The organism is Polynucleobacter sphagniphilus, assembly GCF_029892205.1.
Lineage (GTDB): Bacteria > Pseudomonadota > Gammaproteobacteria > Burkholderiales > Burkholderiaceae > Polynucleobacter > Polynucleobacter sphagniphilus.
The window spans coordinates 176783-196037 of the sequence record NZ_JARXVX010000001.1 but is presented as its reverse complement, the minus strand read 5'-3'; the positions used below and the strand labels follow the sequence as shown (position 1 = coordinate 196037).

General features: G+C 45.9%; 22 protein-coding genes. 9 read left to right on the top strand and 13 right to left on the bottom strand.

What is annotated here, in order from left to right:
- Window positions 1-30: 30 nt before the first annotated feature.
- Window positions 31-1041: a 2-hydroxyacid dehydrogenase gene (locus tag M2125_RS01050; protein ID WP_076022828.1), complete on the bottom strand. Its 1011-nt coding sequence runs from the start codon at window positions 1039-1041 to the stop codon at window positions 31-33.
- A 120-nt stretch (window positions 1042-1161) separates the two neighbouring features.
- On the opposite strand from M2125_RS01050, the gene fdxA reads away from it, so the two are divergent.
- From fdxA to M2125_RS01030, 4 genes are read left to right on the top strand one after another with little or no spacing between them, the layout of a single operon-like run.
- The gene (fdxA, locus tag M2125_RS01045) at window positions 1162-1485 is read left to right on the top strand and encodes a ferredoxin FdxA (protein ID WP_076022827.1); all 324 of its coding nucleotides are present in this window, start codon (window positions 1162-1164) and stop codon (window positions 1483-1485) included.
- Between the two features lie 47 nt (window positions 1486-1532).
- Complete coding sequence (locus M2125_RS01040) at window positions 1533-2576, top strand: NAD(P)/FAD-dependent oxidoreductase (protein ID WP_277540189.1); 1044 nt, start codon at window positions 1533-1535, stop codon at window positions 2574-2576.
- Window positions 2577-2613: 37 nt separating this feature from the next.
- The gene (locus M2125_RS01035; RefSeq protein ID WP_076022825.1) at window positions 2614-3408 is read left to right on the top strand and encodes a thymidylate synthase; all 795 of its coding nucleotides are present in this window, start codon (window positions 2614-2616) and stop codon (window positions 3406-3408) included.
- 7 nt (window positions 3409-3415) lie between these two features.
- Entirely contained in the window at window positions 3416-3904 is a 489-nt protein-coding gene (locus tag M2125_RS01030; RefSeq protein WP_277540191.1) for a dihydrofolate reductase, read from the top strand.
- Between the two features lie 57 nt (window positions 3905-3961).
- On the opposite strand, the gene pmbA is transcribed toward M2125_RS01030, so the two are convergent.
- Window positions 3962-5308: a metalloprotease PmbA gene (gene pmbA / locus M2125_RS01025; RefSeq protein WP_280742358.1), complete on the bottom strand. Its 1347-nt coding sequence runs from the start codon at window positions 5306-5308 to the stop codon at window positions 3962-3964.
- A 26-nt stretch (window positions 5309-5334) separates the two neighbouring features.
- On the opposite strand from pmbA, the gene mog reads away from it, so the two are divergent.
- On the top strand, window positions 5335-5967 hold the full coding sequence (mog, locus tag M2125_RS01020; RefSeq protein ID WP_277540194.1) for a molybdopterin adenylyltransferase: 633 nt from the start codon (window positions 5335-5337) through the stop codon (window positions 5965-5967).
- Here mog and orn read toward each other — a convergent pair.
- Window positions 5948-6532, bottom strand: a complete 585-nt coding sequence (orn, locus tag M2125_RS01015; RefSeq protein WP_076022821.1) for an oligoribonuclease — start codon at window positions 6530-6532, stop codon at window positions 5948-5950. The two genes, mog and orn, sit on opposite strands and share 20 nt — an antisense overlap.
- 15 nt (window positions 6533-6547) lie before the next feature.
- On the opposite strand from orn, the gene M2125_RS01010 reads away from it, so the two are divergent.
- On the top strand, window positions 6548-7798 hold the full coding sequence (locus M2125_RS01010) for a M48 family metallopeptidase (protein ID WP_076022820.1): 1251 nt from the start codon (window positions 6548-6550) through the stop codon (window positions 7796-7798).
- Between the two features lie 6 nt (window positions 7799-7804).
- On the top strand, window positions 7805-8818 hold the full coding sequence (gene rsgA, locus M2125_RS01005) for a ribosome small subunit-dependent GTPase A (RefSeq protein WP_280742357.1): 1014 nt from the start codon (window positions 7805-7807) through the stop codon (window positions 8816-8818).
- Here rsgA and M2125_RS01000 read toward each other — a convergent pair.
- From M2125_RS01000 to rpsP, 6 genes are all read right to left on the bottom strand, one after another.
- Window positions 8763-9722: a CobD/CbiB family protein gene (locus M2125_RS01000; protein WP_076022818.1), complete on the bottom strand. Its 960-nt coding sequence runs from the start codon at window positions 9720-9722 to the stop codon at window positions 8763-8765. The genes rsgA and M2125_RS01000 overlap by 56 nt on opposite strands.
- Window positions 9719-10453: a CoA pyrophosphatase gene (locus tag M2125_RS00995; protein WP_277540199.1), complete on the bottom strand. Its 735-nt coding sequence runs from the start codon at window positions 10451-10453 to the stop codon at window positions 9719-9721. The genes M2125_RS01000 and M2125_RS00995 overlap by 4 nt, the downstream gene beginning before the upstream one ends.
- A gap of 64 nt (window positions 10454-10517) precedes the next feature.
- Complete coding sequence (gene rplS / locus M2125_RS00990) at window positions 10518-10910, bottom strand: 50S ribosomal protein L19 (RefSeq protein WP_076022816.1); 393 nt, start codon at window positions 10908-10910, stop codon at window positions 10518-10520.
- A 127-nt stretch (window positions 10911-11037) separates the two neighbouring features.
- Window positions 11038-11784, bottom strand: a complete 747-nt coding sequence (gene trmD / locus M2125_RS00985; RefSeq protein ID WP_280742356.1) for a tRNA (guanosine(37)-N1)-methyltransferase TrmD — start codon at window positions 11782-11784, stop codon at window positions 11038-11040.
- A 2-nt stretch (window positions 11785-11786) separates the two neighbouring features.
- Complete coding sequence (gene rimM / locus M2125_RS00980) at window positions 11787-12350, bottom strand: ribosome maturation factor RimM (RefSeq protein WP_277540205.1); 564 nt, start codon at window positions 12348-12350, stop codon at window positions 11787-11789.
- Between the two features lie 93 nt (window positions 12351-12443).
- Window positions 12444-12689 carry a 30S ribosomal protein S16 gene (gene rpsP, locus M2125_RS00975; RefSeq protein ID WP_011902362.1) on the bottom strand — a complete coding sequence of 82 codons (246 nt, stop codon included), beginning with the start codon at window positions 12687-12689 and terminating at the stop codon, window positions 12444-12446.
- Between the two features lie 235 nt (window positions 12690-12924).
- Between rpsP and M2125_RS00970 the strand changes: the two genes are divergently transcribed.
- A complete protein-coding gene (locus tag M2125_RS00970; RefSeq protein ID WP_280741701.1) occupies window positions 12925-13455 on the top strand; it encodes an META domain-containing protein in 531 nt (176 codons plus the stop codon).
- A 38-nt stretch (window positions 13456-13493) separates the two neighbouring features.
- Window positions 13494-13934 (top strand): hypothetical protein, encoded by a 441-nt coding sequence (locus tag M2125_RS00965; RefSeq protein WP_076022814.1) that lies wholly within the window; start codon window positions 13494-13496, stop codon window positions 13932-13934.
- A gap of 36 nt (window positions 13935-13970) precedes the next feature.
- On the opposite strand, the gene M2125_RS00960 is transcribed toward M2125_RS00965, so the two are convergent.
- From M2125_RS00960 to M2125_RS00945, 4 genes are all read right to left on the bottom strand, one after another.
- Window positions 13971-15758 (bottom strand): acyl-CoA dehydrogenase, encoded by a 1788-nt coding sequence (locus M2125_RS00960; protein ID WP_076022813.1) that lies wholly within the window; start codon window positions 15756-15758, stop codon window positions 13971-13973.
- A 56-nt stretch (window positions 15759-15814) separates the two neighbouring features.
- A complete protein-coding gene (locus tag M2125_RS00955; RefSeq protein ID WP_076022812.1) occupies window positions 15815-16750 on the bottom strand; it encodes an electron transfer flavoprotein subunit alpha/FixB family protein in 936 nt (311 codons plus the stop codon).
- A complete protein-coding gene (locus M2125_RS00950; RefSeq protein WP_076022811.1) occupies window positions 16751-17500 on the bottom strand; it encodes an electron transfer flavoprotein subunit beta/FixA family protein in 750 nt (249 codons plus the stop codon).
- 91 nt (window positions 17501-17591) lie between these two features.
- Window positions 17592-19244 (bottom strand): acyl-CoA synthetase, encoded by a 1653-nt coding sequence (locus tag M2125_RS00945; RefSeq protein WP_280742355.1) that lies wholly within the window; start codon window positions 19242-19244, stop codon window positions 17592-17594.
- Between the last annotated feature and the right edge of the window lie 11 nt (window positions 19245-19255).

Genomic DNA, 19255 nt, shown 5'->3' with positions numbered 1-19255 from the left:
ACAAATTTATTTACAGGGTCTATTTCTTACTTAGCCCTTAAAGACTTCAGTATTAATTAAGCTTGGTGGCTTAGTTCCAGCAACTGCTGCAGTGAGATTTTTCACCGCTAAATCCACCATGGCTCTGCGCGTCTTTTCGCTTGCGCTAGCAATATGAGGTGCCAACACAATATTGCTCAATTTAAGCAATTCTGGATTAACTGTTGGTTCACCCTCAAACACATCTAGGCCTGCTGCAAATATCTTTTTTGCCTTCAAGGCTTGCGCTAAAGCCAAGTCATCTACGATACCACCGCGCGCAATATTGACGAGGGTCGCAGTCGGCTTCATGAGGGCTAATTCTTTCTCACCAATAGTGTGATGATTTTCTGGGGTGTAAGGCAGCACCAAGACCACATGGTCGGCAGTTTTTAGCAACTCTTCTTTAGAAACATAAGTAGCACGACATGCTTTTTCATCTGCCTCGGGCAAACGACTGCGGTTGTGATAAATGACATTCATACCAAAACCTGAGGCCCGCTTAGCAATCCCCTGACCTATCCGCCCCATACCAATAATGCCAATGGTAGTGTGGTGCAAGTCCATCCCAAGTGGATTATTGATCAGCGACCATTGCTTCCAATTGCCTGCGCGCACCCAATGCTCAGATTCTGTAATCCGTCTAGCGGTAGCCATCAAAAGAGCAAAGCCAAAGTCTGCAGTTGTATCCGTTAAAACGTCAGGAGTATTGGATGCCATGACACCGGCCGCCGTAATTGCTGGCACATCAAAGTTGTTGTAGCCCACTGAAATATTGGCCACGATTTTCAAATCTTTAGCATCGGCCAAGGCGCCTGCATCAATTCGTTCGCTGCCGGTAACTAGGGCGCCGACTACACCAGACAGGGCTTTTTTTAACTCGTCTGCAGAATAAATGCGATCTTCCTGGTTTGACTGAACCTCAAAAGATTCCTCTAGTTTTGCTAATTGATCCGGAAAAATAGCTCTTGCTACCAAAATTTTGGGTTTTTGAAGGGAATGGGATTGTGCTGAGGTGTTCATATGCATTCAATTGAAGTGGTAATAGCCCTCACTTTACCTAAAAAATAGGCTAATTCGGCTAAAATTGTATTTTTATAACTTGTCAGCCCATTTTCAATGGGCCATTGAAACTACTCCGCCATGACTTACGTTGTTACCGAATCCTGTATCCGCTGCAAGTACACCGACTGTGTGGATGTTTGCCCAGTTGACTGCTTTCGCGAAGGTCCTAATTTTTTAGTTATCGATCCGGACGAATGCATCGACTGTGCCGTTTGCGTTCCCGAGTGCCCAGTCAATGCAATTTATGCCGAAGACGACGTACCTGGCGATCAACAAGAATTTATCAAGCTCAATGCAGAGTTAGCTTCTTCATGGACTTCCATTACCAAATCTAAGGGCGCCTTGCCTGAGGCCGATGAATGGAAAGATATTAAAAATAAATTAGATCAATTGGTGAAGTAAGGTTTATTTACTTCTCCACCCACTAAGCTATATCCAAGAGATTTAGTTTGAATCAGCCCACACTAACCGATGCCCTGATTATTGGCGCAGGTCCAGTGGGCCTCTTCCAAGTTTTTGAGCTTGGTTTGCTGGAAATAAAAAGCCATGTCATTGACTCCCTGCCAGCAGTAGGCGGCCAATGCATCGAGTTGTATCCAGATAAACCCATCTATGACATACCGGCTATTCCAGTTTGCACTGGACGAGAACTCACCAATAATTTACTTAAGCAAATTGAACCTTTTGCCCCACAATTTCATCTGGGACAGGAAGTTGCAAGCCTTGAGCGTCAAGGTGATGGGCGCTTTCTGGTGAGCACTTCACAAGGCAACCAATTCTTAAGTAAGACGGTTTTTGTTGCTGCTGGAGTAGGCGCCTTTCAGCCACGCACCCTTAAGCTTGAGGGCATTGAAGCATTTGAAGGTAAACAACTTTTTTATCACGTCAATGATCCCGAGCGTTTTACTGATAAGCAAATCGTAATTTGTGGTGGCGGTGATTCCGCGCTGGATTGGGCACTGCATTTGGTAGGTAAAGCTAAATCCGTTACCCTCCTTCATCGCAGGGACGATTTCAAGGCAACGCCTAAGGCTATTGGCGAAATGCGCAGACTTTGCGCCAAACAAAAGATGGCGCTGCTCATTGGTCAAATCTCCAGCTTTGAGACGATGCATGGACGTCTCTGCGCACTTCAAGTCACCGATATTGATGGGCTAAGTCAAACAATCCCCGTCGATGATTTACTAGTCTTTTTTGGTCTCTCACCAAAATTAGGACCTATTGCTGACTGGGGTTTAACTATTGATCGCAAACAAATTACCGTCGACACAGAAAAGTTTCAAACTAATATTCCCGGAATCTATGCAGTTGGTGACATCAATATTTATCCAGGAAAAAAGAAGTTGATCTTGTCAGGATTTCATGAAGCTGCTCTAGCCGCCTTTGCTGCTGCAGCCTATCTCCAACCGGAAAAACAGATTCCATTGCAGTACACCACGACCTCGCCCAAGCTCCATAAGGCGCTTGGTGTTAGTTCGCCCAATATCGAGTAAGCTCTTGCTAATACTTAATCACTGATAAATTAGTCCCATGCGCCAATACCACAACCTCATGAAGGAAGTCCTTGCCAAAGGAGCTCAAAAGTCCGATAGAACCGGTACTGGCACAATCTCTGTATTCGGTCATCAGATGCGGTTTAATCTAGCCGACGGCTTTCCCATGGTGACAACCAAAAAGCTGCATCTCAAATCAATCATCTATGAATTACTCTGGTTCCTCAAAGGGAGCACCGACAATAACTGGCTAAAAGAGCGCGGTGTATCAATCTGGAATGAATGGGCTGCGCCTGATGGCGACCTAGGTCCAATCTACGGCTACCAATGGCGCTCATGGCCTGCGCCAAATGGGCAGCATATTGACCAGATCTCCGAGGTCATTCAGACAATTAAGACCAACCCAGATTCACGTCGTATTATTGTTTCGGCTTGGAATGTTGCCGATATTCCTCGGATGGCTTTAGCACCGTGCCATGCCTTCTTTCAATTTTATGTAGCCGATGGGAAGCTATCTTGCCAACTGTATCAACGCAGTGCAGATATTTTTTTAGGCGTGCCATTTAATATTGCAAGCTATGCCTTGCTGACGCATATGGTGGCTCAGCAATGCGATCTTGAAGTGGGTGATTTTATTTGGACTGGCGGTGATTGCCACCTCTATAGCAACCACCTCGAGCAGGTTGATTTACAACTATCGCGTGGCTTTTATCCATTACCTACATTAAATATCTTACGCAAACCAGAGTCATTATTTGATTATGAGTTTGAAGACTTTGAAATTGTCGGATATGAATCCCATCCACCCATTAAAGCTCCTGTAGCAGTTTAAGAACAAGATGACACAAGCTGCTATCTCTATGATCGTTGCACGCTCGCGTAATCACGTCATTGGCAAAGATAATCAGATGCCGTGGAAGATTTCCGCTGATTTGCAATTCTTTAAACGCGTCACCATGGGCCACCCAGTAATCATGGGCAGAAAAACTTGGGAATCGATTGGTCGACCTTTGCCTGGCCGTCGCAATATTGTGGTCAGCAGAAACACTGATTTGCATTTGCTTGGCGCAGAAGTAGCCAGCTCTTTGGATGAAGCGCTCAATCGCTTATCGGACTCACCACGGGTTTTTGTGATTGGTGGGGAACAACTATTTAGGCAAAGTTTTGCTAAAGCAGATCGCCTATACCTCACAGAAATCGATATTGATATTGTAGACGGAGATACCTTTTTTGAAATCCCTGACCCTGAAAATTGGCAAGAAATCGAGAAGACGCCGGGGTCTGAAGGTGATATTCATTTTCGATTTATCACCCTCGAGCGAAAATAAAAAAATGGGCCCAACAGGGTCCATTTCTCCTTTGAGCCACTCAGTTTTCCCAGGGCGCTACTTACCACCCACCGTCATTGAACCAATCAATATCGAACCGGTTTCTTTGGTACCGCGAATTAAAGAATCACTTCCTATGAGCTCAATGTCTAATAGCATATCCCTTAAATTACCAGCAATTGTGAGCTCTTCAACGGGATACTGAATTTCACCATGCTCAACCCAGTAGCCAAATGCGCCACGAGAATAATCACCAGTCACATAATTCACACCCTGACCCATTAATTCAGTGACCAATAAACCGGTACCCATTTCTTTTAATAAAGCAGGTAAGCCACCTTGGGGTGTCTTGCGGCTCTGCAAAGTTAAATGGTGTGAACCGCCTGCGTTGCCAGTGGTCTTCATACCAAGCTTACGCGCAGAGTAAGTTGATAAAAAATAACCTTCCAAAATACCTTTATTCACCACTGTTCTTGGAGAGGTTTTGACACCCTCCTCATCAAATGGCGCACTTCCCGTCATCGACTTAAGATGGGGATTTTCAAAAAGACTGATGTGTTTAGGCAGCACTTGTTTGCCCAAGCTATCCAATAAGAAACTAGAGCGTCGATAGAGAGCGCCTCCCGATACTGCTTGCACTAAAGAACCTAGCAATCCAGCGGCTAAAGGTGCTTCAAAAATGACAGGGCAACGCCGGGTACTTAATGATCTTGCTTTTAGGCGGGAAAGTGCGCGTTGGGCGGCATACGTACCAATGGAGGCTGGCTCAGCTAACTGCTCAGGAATGCGTGAACTGGAATACCAATCATCTCGTTGCATGGGAGATTTTTTACCGCCCTCACTTGCGATTGGCGCACAGGAAATGTAGTGACGTGAAAATGGATAGCCCCCCATAAAACCCTGAGAGGTACCCATCATAAAATGCGCATGATGAGCTGATACTGATGCGCCATCGCTATTTTTAATTTGCTTACTAACTGCAAAAGCAGCGCCTTCGGCGGTACGTGCAATGTCAATTGCTAGTGCCGCATCTAAAGCCCAAGGATGGAATAAATCCAAATCGCGTGGATTTTTTTCTAATAAATCTTTTTCTGCCGGTGCCGCGCAGTCATCTTCAGCAGTGTACTGAGCAATATGGTACGCAGCTTCTACAGTGGCACGTAATGAATCGACCGAGAAATCACTGGTACTGGCATTGCCGCGACGATGGCCCAAAAAAACGGTGACGCCGACCTGCTTATCCAGACTTTGTTCAATGGTTTCTACCTCACCCTTGCGAACCGTAACGGATAAACCCTGACCCTCAGAAACCTCGGCAACTGCATCGGAGGCTCCGCGGCGACGCGCTTCTTTAAGCATGAAATCAATGATTTCTTGGAACTGATTTGATGTGTATGTGAACATACCCTAATAATAGCTAGAATAGAAACATGAAGCATAACCAAACCCCAGACGACGAGCAGCAAGATACTGTCAAAATTGGTCTGATTTCGATTTCAGACCGTGCAAGCCAGGGTGTCTATATTGACGAGGGTCTGCCCGCCCTCAAAAATTGGCTCGGCGCTGCCATCAGTAACCCATCTCTTTTTGAAGAGCGCTTAATCCCAGATGAACGTGCAACCATCACGAAAGCGATTATGGAACTAGTAGATGAGCATCACTGCCATTTGGTGCTCACCACAGGCGGTACGGGCCCCTCTAGACGGGATGTGACCCCTGAGGCTACCCTGGACGCTGGAACGCGTGAGATGCCGGGTTTTGGCGAGCAAATGCGCCAAATCAGCCTGCACTTTGTCCCTACTGCCATCCTGTCTCGCCAAACTGCTGTTCTCAGAGAAATCCCTGGGCATGCTGCCCTCGTGATTAATTTGCCGGGGCAACCAAAGGCCATTCAAGAAACGCTGGAAGGTCTTAAAAATGCCGAGGGCAAATCTATTGTTCCAGGAATCTTTGCGGCAGTGCCTTATTGCATTGATTTGATAGGTGGACCTTACATTCAAACCAATGAAGCATTCATCAAGGCCTTTCGACCAAAAAGTGCCCTCAAGGCAAAGGCACAATAAATGTATCGCGGTAGTACTTCAGCTCTTCGATAGACTCTTCGATATCAGCTAAAGCCGTGTGGGCCTGCTTTTTAGTAAAGCCTTTTACCAATTCTGGGTGCCAACGTTTGCAAAGCTCTTTGAGGGTAGAAACATCGATATTTCGATAATGAAAGTAAGCCTCTAACTTAGGCATGTAGCGCGCCATAAAGCGCCTATCTTGACCGATCGTATTGCCACACATTGGCGCTATACCTGGTTTGATATATTGCTTCAAAAAGGCAATGCACTGGGCTTCGGCTGTTGCCTCATCCAAAGTAGAGGCTTTCACCTTATCAATTAGACCAGAACGTCCATGCGTGCCCTTATTCCAGGCATCCATTCCATCCAAAAGGGCATCCTCTTGATGAATAACCCATACTGGCGCTGTGGCAATAGTATTCAGATACGCATCCGTAACAATGATGGCAATCTCTAAAATACGTTCTTTTTCAGGGTCTAAGCCTGACATTTCCATATCCACCCAAATGAGATTATCGCTGGGGGATGGGGTTTTGGGGTTGCTTGGTGTGCTTATTTCGCTCATATCTATAATGATCTCATGACATTCACAATTGTTTTTCTAATCGCCTTTATCGCCAGTTTTGGCCTACGCCATTGGCTTGCTCAACGACAAATTCGCCATGTAGCCAAAAACCGTGAATCCGTACCAACAGAGTTTGCGGAAAAGATCACCTTGGCCGATCATCAAAAAGCAGCTGACTACACTATCGCGAAATTACGTCTTGGTATTTTAGAAAATGGTGTGAGTGCTATTGTATTGATTGCCTTTACTCTCATGGGCGGTTTACAGATTCTGAATTTCGCCTTACTCCAATGGCTTGGCGAAGGAATGATTCAGCAAATTGCTTTACTTGGTTCAATCGCCCTTATCTCTGGAGCAATTGATCTGCCATTTTCTTGGTACAAGCAATTTCAACTAGAAGAGCGGTTTGGCTTTAATCGCATGGGTAAAAAATTATTCTTTACCGATATGATCAAAGGCATTGCACTTGCTATTGTGATTGGCACCCCATTACTCTGGGCAATCTTGAGCTTGATGGCCAAAGCTGGCAGTCTCTGGTGGCTCTGGGCTTGGGCTGTCATTACTGGCTTTAGCCTGCTCATGCAGTGGATTTTCCCAAGCTTTATTGCGCCCATATTTAATAAGTTTAAGGCCCTAGAAGACGGTCCTTTAAAAACTCAGATTGAGGCTCTATTGCAACGCTGTGATTTTGCTAGTCAAGGTTTATTTGTCATGGACGGCAGTAAGCGCAGCGCACATGGCAATGCATTTTTTGCCGGTATGGGCAAAGCTAAGCGCATTGTCTTCTTTGACACCCTGATTGAGAAGCTCAATCCCGGCGAAGTAGAGGCTGTATTGGCGCATGAGTTAGGTCATTACAAATGCAATCACATTCGCAAGCGTTTGCTGGTTTCATTTGCATTGAGCTTTGGAATGTTTGCCCTATTAGGTTGGCTCAGTACGCAAGCATGGTTTTATTTAGACCTAGGTGTCATGCCTGATCCCTATGGTTTTAATGGTGGTCTAGCATTGGCTCTTTTTATGCTGGTGTCTCCAGTATTTAGTTTCTTCTTCACCCCTTTATCAAGCTTGGCATCACGCAAACATGAATATGAGGCGGATAACTTTGCTGCAGAAAAATCTTCTGCGCAAGATTTAATCTCGGCGCTGGTAAAGCTATATCAAGATAATGCATCAACCTTAACACCAGACCCAATCTACACTGCCTTCTATAGCTCCCATCCACCAGCCCCTTTGCGCATTGCCAACCTCGCGCGCCCTCATTAATCTGGCATGGACCGATTTCACGCGCTATTGATTGCTTCTTATGGAAGACACTATTTAGCGCAGCGCTTGGTGACCGATTCTACCGGTCATGAGTCTCCACAGGGCGATTTGATTCAAGTAAGCACGCCAGCGAAACAACATATCGGCGCCGTGGGTGACCGCATGCTGCTGGAGATGACGTCGATTGATCAAGCACGCATCATTCAGATTGAACCTAGAGAAAATTTGCTTTATCGCTCTGATGCATTTAAGAGCAAATTAATTGCCTCTAATGTCGATCAAATTTTAGTAGTACTGGCAACCCAACCCGCTTTTTCACCCGACCTGCTTGGTAGGGCGGTTGTAGCTGCAGAAGCAAATCAAATTGGCCTGCATATCCTATTGAATAAGTGCGATCTCAAAGATAATTTAGCGCATGCACGCAAAATAATTGAGCCTTACGCTCGCATGGGCTACCCTGTGAGCGAGGTGTCAGCCAAATTTGATCGGGCATCAATTGATGCTCTACGCCCCGCCCTCCAAGGCAAGGTCTCCGTATTTGTTGGGCAATCTGGCATGGGTAAATCCAGCCTCTTAAATGCCTGGGTTCCCAATGCCGCCGCCCTTACCCAAGAATATTCGGTACGACTCGATACTGGCAAACACACCACGACAGCATGCCGCTATTTTGAATTGCCACAATCTTGGGGTCGTAATGCGGCTGGCAAATTAGGAGCGCTGATTGATTCTCCGGGCTTTCAGGAATTTGGTTTAGCCCATATGTCGGTAAGCGAATTGCAACATGCCTTTAGAGAATTTAAAGATTATCTAGGCAAGTGTCGCTTTCATAATTGCGCACACCTCAGTGAACCTGATTGCGCCGTTCGCGAAGCTGTAGATAAAAATGAAATAGCGCCAGAGAGACTAGCGCTATTTAGGCAATTGTGGGCTGACTCAAAAACAGCAGACACCCAAATTCAAGGTATTAGCCAAGCCAAAGAGCGATGGTCAGCATTAGCAATAAAGCCATCCAAACGATAACCAAGCGCCAGACTAAGCCAACGGCTGAACGCATCGTTCGCTCAGTAGGCTCAAGACCAATTTCATAAATGAGTGGCTCACCAGCTTCAGCCATTCGCAAAGCCTCATCACTATCGGGCTCAGTCAAGGGTTCGCCCAAGCGAACACCCAAGGCGCCGCTGCCACTTGCCAGGATCACAGCAGATAAAGGATCAGACCATTTTTGTGTCAGATGACGCCAGGAATAGACGGCATCCTCAAAGTTGCCAACAATTGCAAATCCCATCGCAGTGATACGCGATGGAATCCAATCTAAAACGTAAAAGAAATGGCGAGACGCTTCGCTTAAATTGAAATCGCCTCTTTCGGACCAGCGCATAGAGGCTGTATCTGCCAAACGATATAAAACAATACCTGCTGGTCCGATCGGCATCAAGAACCAAAAGAGGACACCAAACACATGGTGCTGGGAGCCAATAATCGCTCGTTCCAATGCCAAAGTAATGACTTCTGTTTCAGTTAAATCCGAAACATCCAAATCAGCTCCATACCATTGGCCCAAAGCAAGTCGGGCGGCAGGCAAATCATGATTCTCAATCGCCTCATGAACTGCCGTAAAAGAATGGCTAAATTGGCGAAAACCAAAGAAAAGATAGGCAATGAGTATGTTCCATAAAAATCCCAGTATTGGGTAGGTCAACATACAACTGACATACACAACAAAGACAAAAAAAGTTGGCAATATGAATGCAACCATGCAAGCCAGACGCGCACCAATCGGGCTTGCACCTGCTTCTGTTTTTCCACCAAATTCACCCGCGACCCAATCTAACCAGCGCGCACTCACCCTCCGAATCCAGTGATTGGCAGTGACCGGGCGATATTGCTCAGCAATTAATGCGAAGAGGATAGAAAAGAAAGTCATACTTTTAATAAATGATAAAGGTTACGTAACATACCTGCAGTTGCACCCCAAATAAAACGATTCTCATAAGGCATGGCATAAAAACGTCGACTGCCCTGCGCACTTTCCCAAACCCGCACTTGGTGGTTTTCCGGATTCATTAAAAAACGTAATGGCACTTCAAAAACATCCGCCACTTCAAATTCATCTAATACGTATTCTGCCTGAGGTTTTACCAAACCGATAATCGGGGTAACGCTATATCCAGAAACCGTCAAATACTCTGGCAAACATCCAATAATTTCGACATGATCTGCACTCAAGCCAATCTCTTCTTGGCTCTCACGCAAAGCTGTATCAATCGCATCTTTATCGCCCTCATCCATACGTCCACCGGGAAAGCTAATTTGACCCGCGTGATCACGCAAATGATTGGTGCGCTGCGTCAGCAAAACCGCTAGACCCTCAGATTGCAAAACTAAGGGGATTAATACGGCAGCGCGAGTGACCTTGCCGGCTGCCTGCCGCCTGGCAATAATGTCTGCTGCAATGACATGTCGATTCTCATCGGTGATTTCGGGATGCCAAGCAGGAGGAGCTGCCAAACGTGCCCTAATAGCCTCGGGCTGCAGCATCTGTTTTGGAACCTCAACTTGCCCAGTGCATATTGATTCAATTGGAATAGCTTGTGCATCAAACCCTAAAGGCGCAGCAACATTGAGCACTTCTTCGGCGGTATCAATCTTAGGCATATTCTTATTTTAGGCCAACAAAAAAGGCGACCTCGGTCGCCTTTTTATTTGCTCATCGTAATTCTTATGCAGCGTTTGGAGTAGCAGCCACTTTACGAGCCGGCAACTTCTCTTTAATACGTGCAGACTTACCAGAACGATCACGCAAGTAGTACAACTTGGCACGACGTACATCACCGCGACGCTTTACTTCGATGCTAGCGATTAATGGTGAGTAAGTTTGGAATGTACGCTCAACACCTTCACCAGAAGAGATCTTACGAACGATAAAGCTGGAATTGAGTCCACGATTGCGCTTAGCAATCACAACACCTTCAAATGCCTGAGTACGCTTACGTGTACCTTCAACAACGTTTACACCAACAACCACGGTGTCGCCAGGAGCAAAGCTAGGAAGCGTTTTATTGGCGCTTAAGCGAGCAATTTCTTCTTGCTCAATTTTTTCGATCAAATTCATTATTAATCCTTAAACATCTTGTCAGCGTTTAATCCCGAGATATCAATCAACGGACCTGATAGAGGATGCAGTTAAAACAATTTTCACTAAACCAAAATTAAAACTCTGAATTCGTTACCGTAATTGCTTACAGTGAACGAAGATATTGTTCATCTTCTCGGGTTAGCAACCCTTTGGCTCTGGCCGTTTCTATAAGATCCGGCCTTAACCTGAACGTCAGCTCTAAAGACTTCTGCCGACGCCAATCCGCTATTTTAGCGTGATGTCCGCCTAAAAGCACGTCCGGCACCGATAAATTTTCATATATTTCTGGGCGGGTGTAGTGTGGGTAGTCTAAAAGGCCATTTACAAAGCTATCCTGAACCGCTGACTGGCCATCTCCCAAGGCCCCTGGGATCAAGCGAATAACAGCATCCATCATTGCCATCGCAGCAATTTCACCTCCAGAGAGCACAAAATCACCCATGGAAAGCTGTAAATCGACGTTCCGATCCACAAAACGTTGATCAATAGCCTCATATCTACCGCAAATGAAGGTTAAATTACCGTAATTGAGGATATCTTCAGCTATTTTTTGAGAAAAGGTCTCACCTTGCGGAGCTAATAGGCAAATTGGGCCGCCTTGAATACCCTTTGTAAGATGTGTGGCTTTTACGGCACAAACGGTATCTTCCAGCGGCTTAACCATCATTACCATGCCAGGCCCACCGCCATAAGCTCGATCGTCTACTGTTTTGCGAGGATCGGTACAAAAATCACGCGGGTTCCAGAGGTGGACACTTGCCAAATTATGCTCACATGCACGCCCCGTCACCCCCCACTGAGTCAGCGCCGAAAACATCTCCGGGAATAAGGTGACAACATCAAAGCGCATAGTTACCAGTCAGACTGCCAATCTAGGATGATTACTTTATTGGGTAAATCGACATTTTGGACAACCTCTTTTACAAAAGGCACCAATTGCTTGATGACTTTGGTAGAGGCATCACCAATTGCAATAACGCCATGGGCACCATGCTCAGTCATATCAATAACCTCGCCTAAGATTTCATCTTGGAGATTTTTAGCTTGGCAGCCAATGAGGTCTACCCAGTAAAAACTATCCGCTTGTGCTTTTGGAAAAACTTCACGACCCACCAAAATTCTGGCGCCCTTTAATGCAAGAGCTTGATCTCGATCCGTTACGCCATCCAGAGCCATCACCACAGTACCACTATGCATCTTGGCCTGTTTCACTTTATAGGCGCGCAAAGAGGCCTGCTCATGAGAAGCAGAGACTCCCGCATCCCGACGAGGGATGAGAGATAGCCAAATTTCTTTTGAGGAGAGAAGCGCTACAGGGTCGGTCGAATGCGGTCTGACCTTAATTTGACCCTGCAAGCCTTGAGCATCAGCAATTGCGCCCAGCTCAATTAAAGTATCTAGGGAGGGTGTACTCATAGTGAAGTTACCCATCTTCCCCAGATAACACGACATTGCAATCCCACAACTGGCGACTTCATCATTACGAAAAAGTCTGGATCTAAAAGATTTTTAGACTGCAGGATTGTTTTTGATCAAACGCACAACAGTTGGAGAAATCTGAGCACCAACACCAGTCCAATAGGTCAAGCGGTCTTGAGCAATACGCATTGCTTGCTCAGTAGCAGCTGCCTGTGGATTGAAATAACCGATACGCTCGATAAAGTTCGAATCGCGACGATTGCGCTTATCAGTAGCAACGATGCTATAAAAAGGGCGCTTCTTAGAACCGCCGCGTGCCAGTCGAATGACGACCATACTTATTCCTTAAAATCTAAAATGAAAACAGGTTGATTACAACCCAATGAAGTTTCTACAAAAAATCTTGGGCTCCGTTACCAAGCAAATCAACAAAACAAATGCACGGTAAAGCGGAAAACCTCATATTCTAGACGAAAACCCCTATTTGTTCTACCTATTTAAGACTTCCAGTAGATAGAATAAATACCCAGTATCATTAAATTAACCTTTAAAAACAGTAATTTACATAAAAATGTCCGTTAAAAAAGATACTTTATTTTCATATCGAGGCCCCTCAAATGGCTTTTTTTTAATGCTTTCTTGCCTGGGATTGTCTCTTTTGACCGCTTGCGCCAACATTATTCCCCCTTGCACAGCGAAAACCAGCCCTCCTAGCAGCGAGCTCAGAAATACCAAATGGGAGTTAATTCGTTGGAATTTACCACCCAATAGCTCTGGTGAGGTGCGAGCCAGGCAAATACCCCAAGGCGAAAGCAGCAACCCAATTCAAATGTCTTTTGATAGCTCAGGCCAACAGCTGAGTGGTTTTACAGGCTGTAATCGTTTCACGGCAGCTCTAGATGAAGACTCTCGCGGATTCACCTTAAACAAAATTGCAGCTACAAAAATGGCATGTGCAGCCCCGCGTATGGAATTAGAAAATGATTTTCTATACGAGCTCAACGATTACCGCACCATCGTGCGTGATGGTGACCGCATGCTGATGATTGGCAATGACCGTGAAGTACTCACCTTTGCGCAGCGCAATCCCATTAAAAAATAAATTCAGAATCACGCCACTAGTAGCACTACGATTACCTTATGAAAAACTCTAAACTCATTTTTTGCTCCTTAGGACTATTTTTTCCAGGCACTGGTTTGAACTGTTTTTATTTGCTCGGCCTTAAATCATTTTGGGCTTGGTCTCAATTATTGGCGCTTCTTTGCGGCATCCTAGGCTGGTCTCTACTAAAGCTAGAGCACTTTAACTCTGCGCCAGGTTGGGTGCTCATTACCCTTGGCTTTATCGCAATAGAGGCATCTTGGCTGACCACGATTGCGCTTGGCTTGCGCCCAGACGAACGTTGGGATGCTCAGTTTAGATCGGGCGAAGAGAGTAAAACCCAATCTGGCTGGCTCACCATCCTGACTGTGATTTTGTCATTGGTATTGGGAGCGGGAGTAATGATGACTTTTTTTGCAATTGCTTTTGAGCAATTCTTTATTTCTCAGATTTACGAAGCAAAAAAACTATCCCAGTAAGTTTGGGATAGTTTTAATGCATCAATATCAGCACAGTTAAAACTGCTCTACTGCAAGTGCATTGGTTGAATGCCCACCCTCTAAAATAGAGGTTGCTAAAGCCTGCACTTGGGGCAACTGATTTTCAGCAAAGAAACGCGCCGTTGCAATTTTTGCGTCGAAGAAACTAGGATCTCCAGCGAGCAAGCGCTCAGCCGCCAGAAGAGCCCGGGCCATTTGCCAGGCAGAAAAAAGCAAGCCACACAAACGTAAGTAGGCAAAGCTGCCTGCATAGACTGCCTTTATGTCGGTCTTCGCATGGGTAACAATATAAGTTACCGATGTTTCAAATGCTTCTCGCGCTGGGCTTAATTGCTTTAGCACTGCTTTAGCATCCGCAGAACCGCTAGCAGCTAAATCTTTTTCTGTTTGCAATATTTTTTGAGCAATTCCTTTTGCTACTGCGCCACCATCACGTACCGTTTTTCTACCGATCAAATCATTTGCCTGAATCGCAGTAGTGCCTTCATAGATCGTCAGAATACGCGCATCACGGTAGTATTGAGCAGCACCGGTTTCCTCAATAAAACCCATACCGCCATGCACCTGAACACCCAAGCTAGCTACATCAATCGACATTTCTGTAGAAAATCCCTTCACAATCGGAACCAAAAACTCATAGAGCTCTTGATTCTCTTTCGCACTCACCTTATTGGGGGATGCATGTTGCGCATCATAAGCAGCCGCTGCATAGTAAGCCAATGCTCTAGAACCCTCAATGTATGAACGCATTGTCATTAACATCCGTTTAACATCAGGCTGATGAATGATGGCAACTGGGCCTGGTGAGCCTGCTAAGTCGCGACTTTGTACGCGATCTTTAGCGTACTGAACCGCTTTTTGATATGCTCTTTCGGCTACAGCAATACCCTGCATGCCGACAGCAAAGCGGGCTGCATTCATCATTACAAACATGTATTCCAGGCCGTGATTTTCTTCGCCGACTAAGTAACCAATGGCACCGCCATGATCACCAAACTGAAGGACCGCAGTTGGGCTAGCCTTGATTCCCAGCTTATGCTCAATCGAGACACACTGCACATCATTGCGCTCGCCTAAAGAGCCATCTGTATTGACTACAAACTTCGGAACTACAAACAGTGAAATACCTTTAATACCTTCAGGTGCATCTGGGGTGCGCGCCAATACTAGATGCACGATATTCTCTGCCATATCGTGATCGCCATAGGTAATATAAATTTTTGTACCAGAAATTTTATAAGTACCATCTGCTTGAGCCACCGCTCGAGTACGCACTAAAGAAAGATCAGAACCTGCCTGTGGCTCAGTGAGATTCATGGTGCCAGTCCATTTTCCAGCAACCATATTAGGAATAAATTGATCCTTTAGACCTGGGCTTGCTGCAGTAAGTAGGGCCTCTATGGCACCATCAGTCAATAAAGGGCAAAGAGCAAAGGAGAGATTGGCGGAATTCATCATCTCCAAGCAGGCGGTTGAAATCAATTTGGGAAGACCTTGCCCGCCGAACTCAGTCGGATGAATAACACCTTGCCAACCCGCAGCTGCAAATTGCTCAAACGCCTCCTTAAATCCGGGGGTAGTTGTAACTACACCGTCTTTCCATGAGCTTGGATTTTGATCGCCAATCCAATTGAGAGGCGCAAGAACATCTTGATTAAATTTTGCAGCCTCTTCTAAGACTGCTGGAGCTAAATCAAGGTCAGCACCTGCTTGTTCATAAGAGGGATAAGCAACGATATCCGCAAGCCCCGCTAATTCATTCATCACAAACAGCATGTCTTTGACCGGGGCTACGTAAGTCATTTCAACTCCTAGTAATTCATCAGCAAAAAGTGATTCAAGAAAAGGCTATTCATTCCTCAGCCTAATGCCTTAGTTAACTCGGGCACTGCAGTAAATAAATCAGCAACCAATCCATAGTCAGCCACACTAAATATTGGCGCCTCTGGATCTTTATTAATCGCAACAATCACCTTGGAATCTTTCATACCAGCCAAGTGCTGAATGGCTCCAGAGATCCCAACAGCAACATAGAGCTGCGGAGCGACAATCTTGCCAGTCTGCCCCACTTGATAGTCATTAGGAACATAACCCGCATCGACTGCGGCGCGCGATGCCCCTAAAGCTGCGCCTAACTTATCAGCCAAGGGAGCAATCAATTCTTGATATTTTTCACCCGAACCCAAGCCGCGACCACCAGAGACAATGATCTTGGCAGCAGTCAATTCAGGACGATCGGATTTAGTCAACTCGCGCCCTACGAAAGCAGATTTGCCAGCATCAGCAGCGGCGGCATGTTTTTCAATTGCAGCAGATCCGCCTGCAGCTGATACCGGGTCAAAACCAGTTGTGCGAACCGTAATGATCTTAATGGGATCGCTTGACTGCACAGTAGCAATTGCATTGCCAGCATAGATTGGACGCTCAAAAGTATCGGGCGAGACAATTTTTGTAACATCAGATAACTGCGCCACATCTAGCTTAGCAGCTACGCGAGGCAAGACATTCTTTCCATTTGCTGTTGCAGGTGCTAAGACATGGGTGTAGCTGGAGGCCAATGCCAAGATTTGCGCAGCCAACGGCTCCGCTAATTGATCGACTAAATTAGGAGCGTCAATCTGAATTACTTTGCGAACACCGGCAATTTGCGCTGCCGCCTGAGCAGCAGGATCAGATTGGCTTCCGGCTACCAAAATATCCACCTCAGGAGAGCACTGCAGAGCAGCTGCCACTGCATTTAAGGTTGCAGCCTTTAAAGAAAGATTATCGTGTTCAGCAATAACAAGAGCAGCCATTTAGATCACCTTCGCTTCATTTTTAAGTTTTTCAATTAAGGCCGCTACATCAGCAACCATCACGCCTGCAGAGCGCTTTGGCGGCTCTTCCACTTTGATCGTTTTGAGACGTGGGCTAATGTCTACACCCAAATCTTCAGGCTTCACAATATCAATCACTTTTTTCTTAGCCTTCATAATATTTGGCAAAGTAACGTAACGTGGCTCATTGAGGCGTAAGTCAGTGGTGATCACGGCAGGTAATGTGAGTGCAAGCGTCTCTAGGCCACCATCTACCTCGCGGGTAACCGAAGCTTTTCCATCTGCAACTACTACTTTAGAGGCAAAGGTGCCCTGGGGAATATCCAAAAGACTAGCCAGCATCTGACCAGTTTGATTGCTATCGTCATCAATCGCTTGTTTGCCAAGGATCATCATTTGAGCTTGCTCTTTATCTACTAATGCCTTGAGTAATTTAGCCACTGCCAAAGGCTGTAATTCAGACTCAGTCTCGACCAGAATGGCACGATCGGCGCCAATGGCAAGGGCAGTACGTAAGGTCTCTTGGCATTGAGTGGGGCCTGCAGAAACAACCACAATCTCAGTAGCAACGCCAGCCTCTTTTAAGCGTACAGCCTCTTCAACGGCAATCTCATCAAAAGGGTTCATGCTCATTTTGACGTTAGCAATATCAACACCGCTGTTGTCGGACTTGACGCGCACCTTAACGTTGTAATCAACCACGCGTTTCACGGCTACTAAGATTTTCATCTAAGAAATTCCTTCGATTTATGTGTAATAAAGATAAAGCTACTTCAAAAAGCACGATCGTTTTATTTTAACTGATCACTAAGATTCAATATCAAACATCGATTGCGCCAGTTGAACCTGCCTTCTTGCGTAATTCAAACTTCTGTATTTTCCCCGTTGAAGTCTTTGGTAAATCCCCAAAAACCACTGCTTTAGGCACTTTAAAGCCTGCTAAATGCTGTTTACAGTGGGTCACTATATCGGCAGCGGTGACCTCGACCCCGGGCTTAATCTCCAAAAAGGCACAAGGGGTCTCTCCCCATTTTGGGTCCGGCATGGCCACAACAGCTGCCGCAATTACAGCAGGATGTCTATAAAGCACATCCTCCACCTCAATAGAGGAAATATTCTCTCCACCCGAAATAATGATGTCCTTACTGCGATCTTTGATTTTTACATAGCCATCGGGGTTGATGACAGCTAAGTCTCCCGAATGAAACCACCCCCCTGCAAAAGCTTCTTTGGTAGCGTGCTCATTCTTTAAGTAACCCTTCATGGTGATATTGCCCCTAAACATAATTTCACCCATGGTTTCACCATCAGCGGGAACCGGCTCCATTGTTTCGGGATTAATTACTGAAATTGCATGCTGCAGGTGATATCGCACTCCTTGACGTGCATTGAGACGAGCGCGTTCACCAATATTTAAATCATTCCATTCATCCCGCTTCACACAAACTGCGGCAGGCCCATAGGTCTCAGTTAAGCCATAGACATGAGTCAAATCAAAGCCAAGTTTTTCCATGCCTTCAATGATCGATGCCGGCGGTGGAGCGCCAGCAATCAGACCCTTTACGCCCTTAGGAATCCCTAGCTTCATCTCTGCAGGCGCATTGACTAGCAGGTTGTGTACGATGGGCGCTGCACAATAATGAGTCACCTGATGTTCTTTAATTGCTGCAAATATATGCTGCGCATCAACCCGTCTTAAGCACACATTCACTCCTGCACGCGCAGCTACCGTCCAAGGAAAGCACCAACCATTGCAATGAAACATGGGTAGCGTCCACAAATAAATCGGGTGTTTATTCATATCCCAATCCAAAACATTGGAGACTGCATTCATCGCTGCGCCGCGATGGTGATAAACCACCCCCTTTGGATTTCCTGTGGTGCCAGAGGTGTAATTTAAACAAATTGCCTGCCACTCATCTTCAGGCATCCGCCATGCAAAGTTTGGATCACCAGAATCCAATAGTTGCTCGTAGGTTAAGCTGCCCAGCTTCTCGCCGGCAATGTCAAACTGAGTTTCCTCAACGTCAATTACCAAAAACTCTCTGCCACTCTCTTGCTTTGCTAGTTCGATCGCTTTTTTCATGACTCCAGCAAACTCTGGATCAACGATGATTGCCTTAGCTTCACCATGGTTCAGCATGAAAGCGAGCGACTCTGCATCTAAACGGGTATTGAGGGCATTTAAAACAGCGCCTGACATGGGCACACCAAAATGCGCCTCAACCATTGGCGGTGTATTGGGCAGCATGACAGCAACGGTGTCGCCAAGGCCAATTCCATTCTTTTGCAGGGCATCTGCGAAGCGACAGCAGCGTTCATATGTTTGCTTCCAAGTCTGATGTAAATTTCCGTGAACGATTGCTATTCGTTCTGGATAAACTTGGGCTGCCCGCTCTATAAATAATAAAGGTGTAATTGGCGTGAAGTTAGCCGCATTACGCTCTAAGCCCTGCTCAAACTGATTGTGCATGTCTCGTTCTC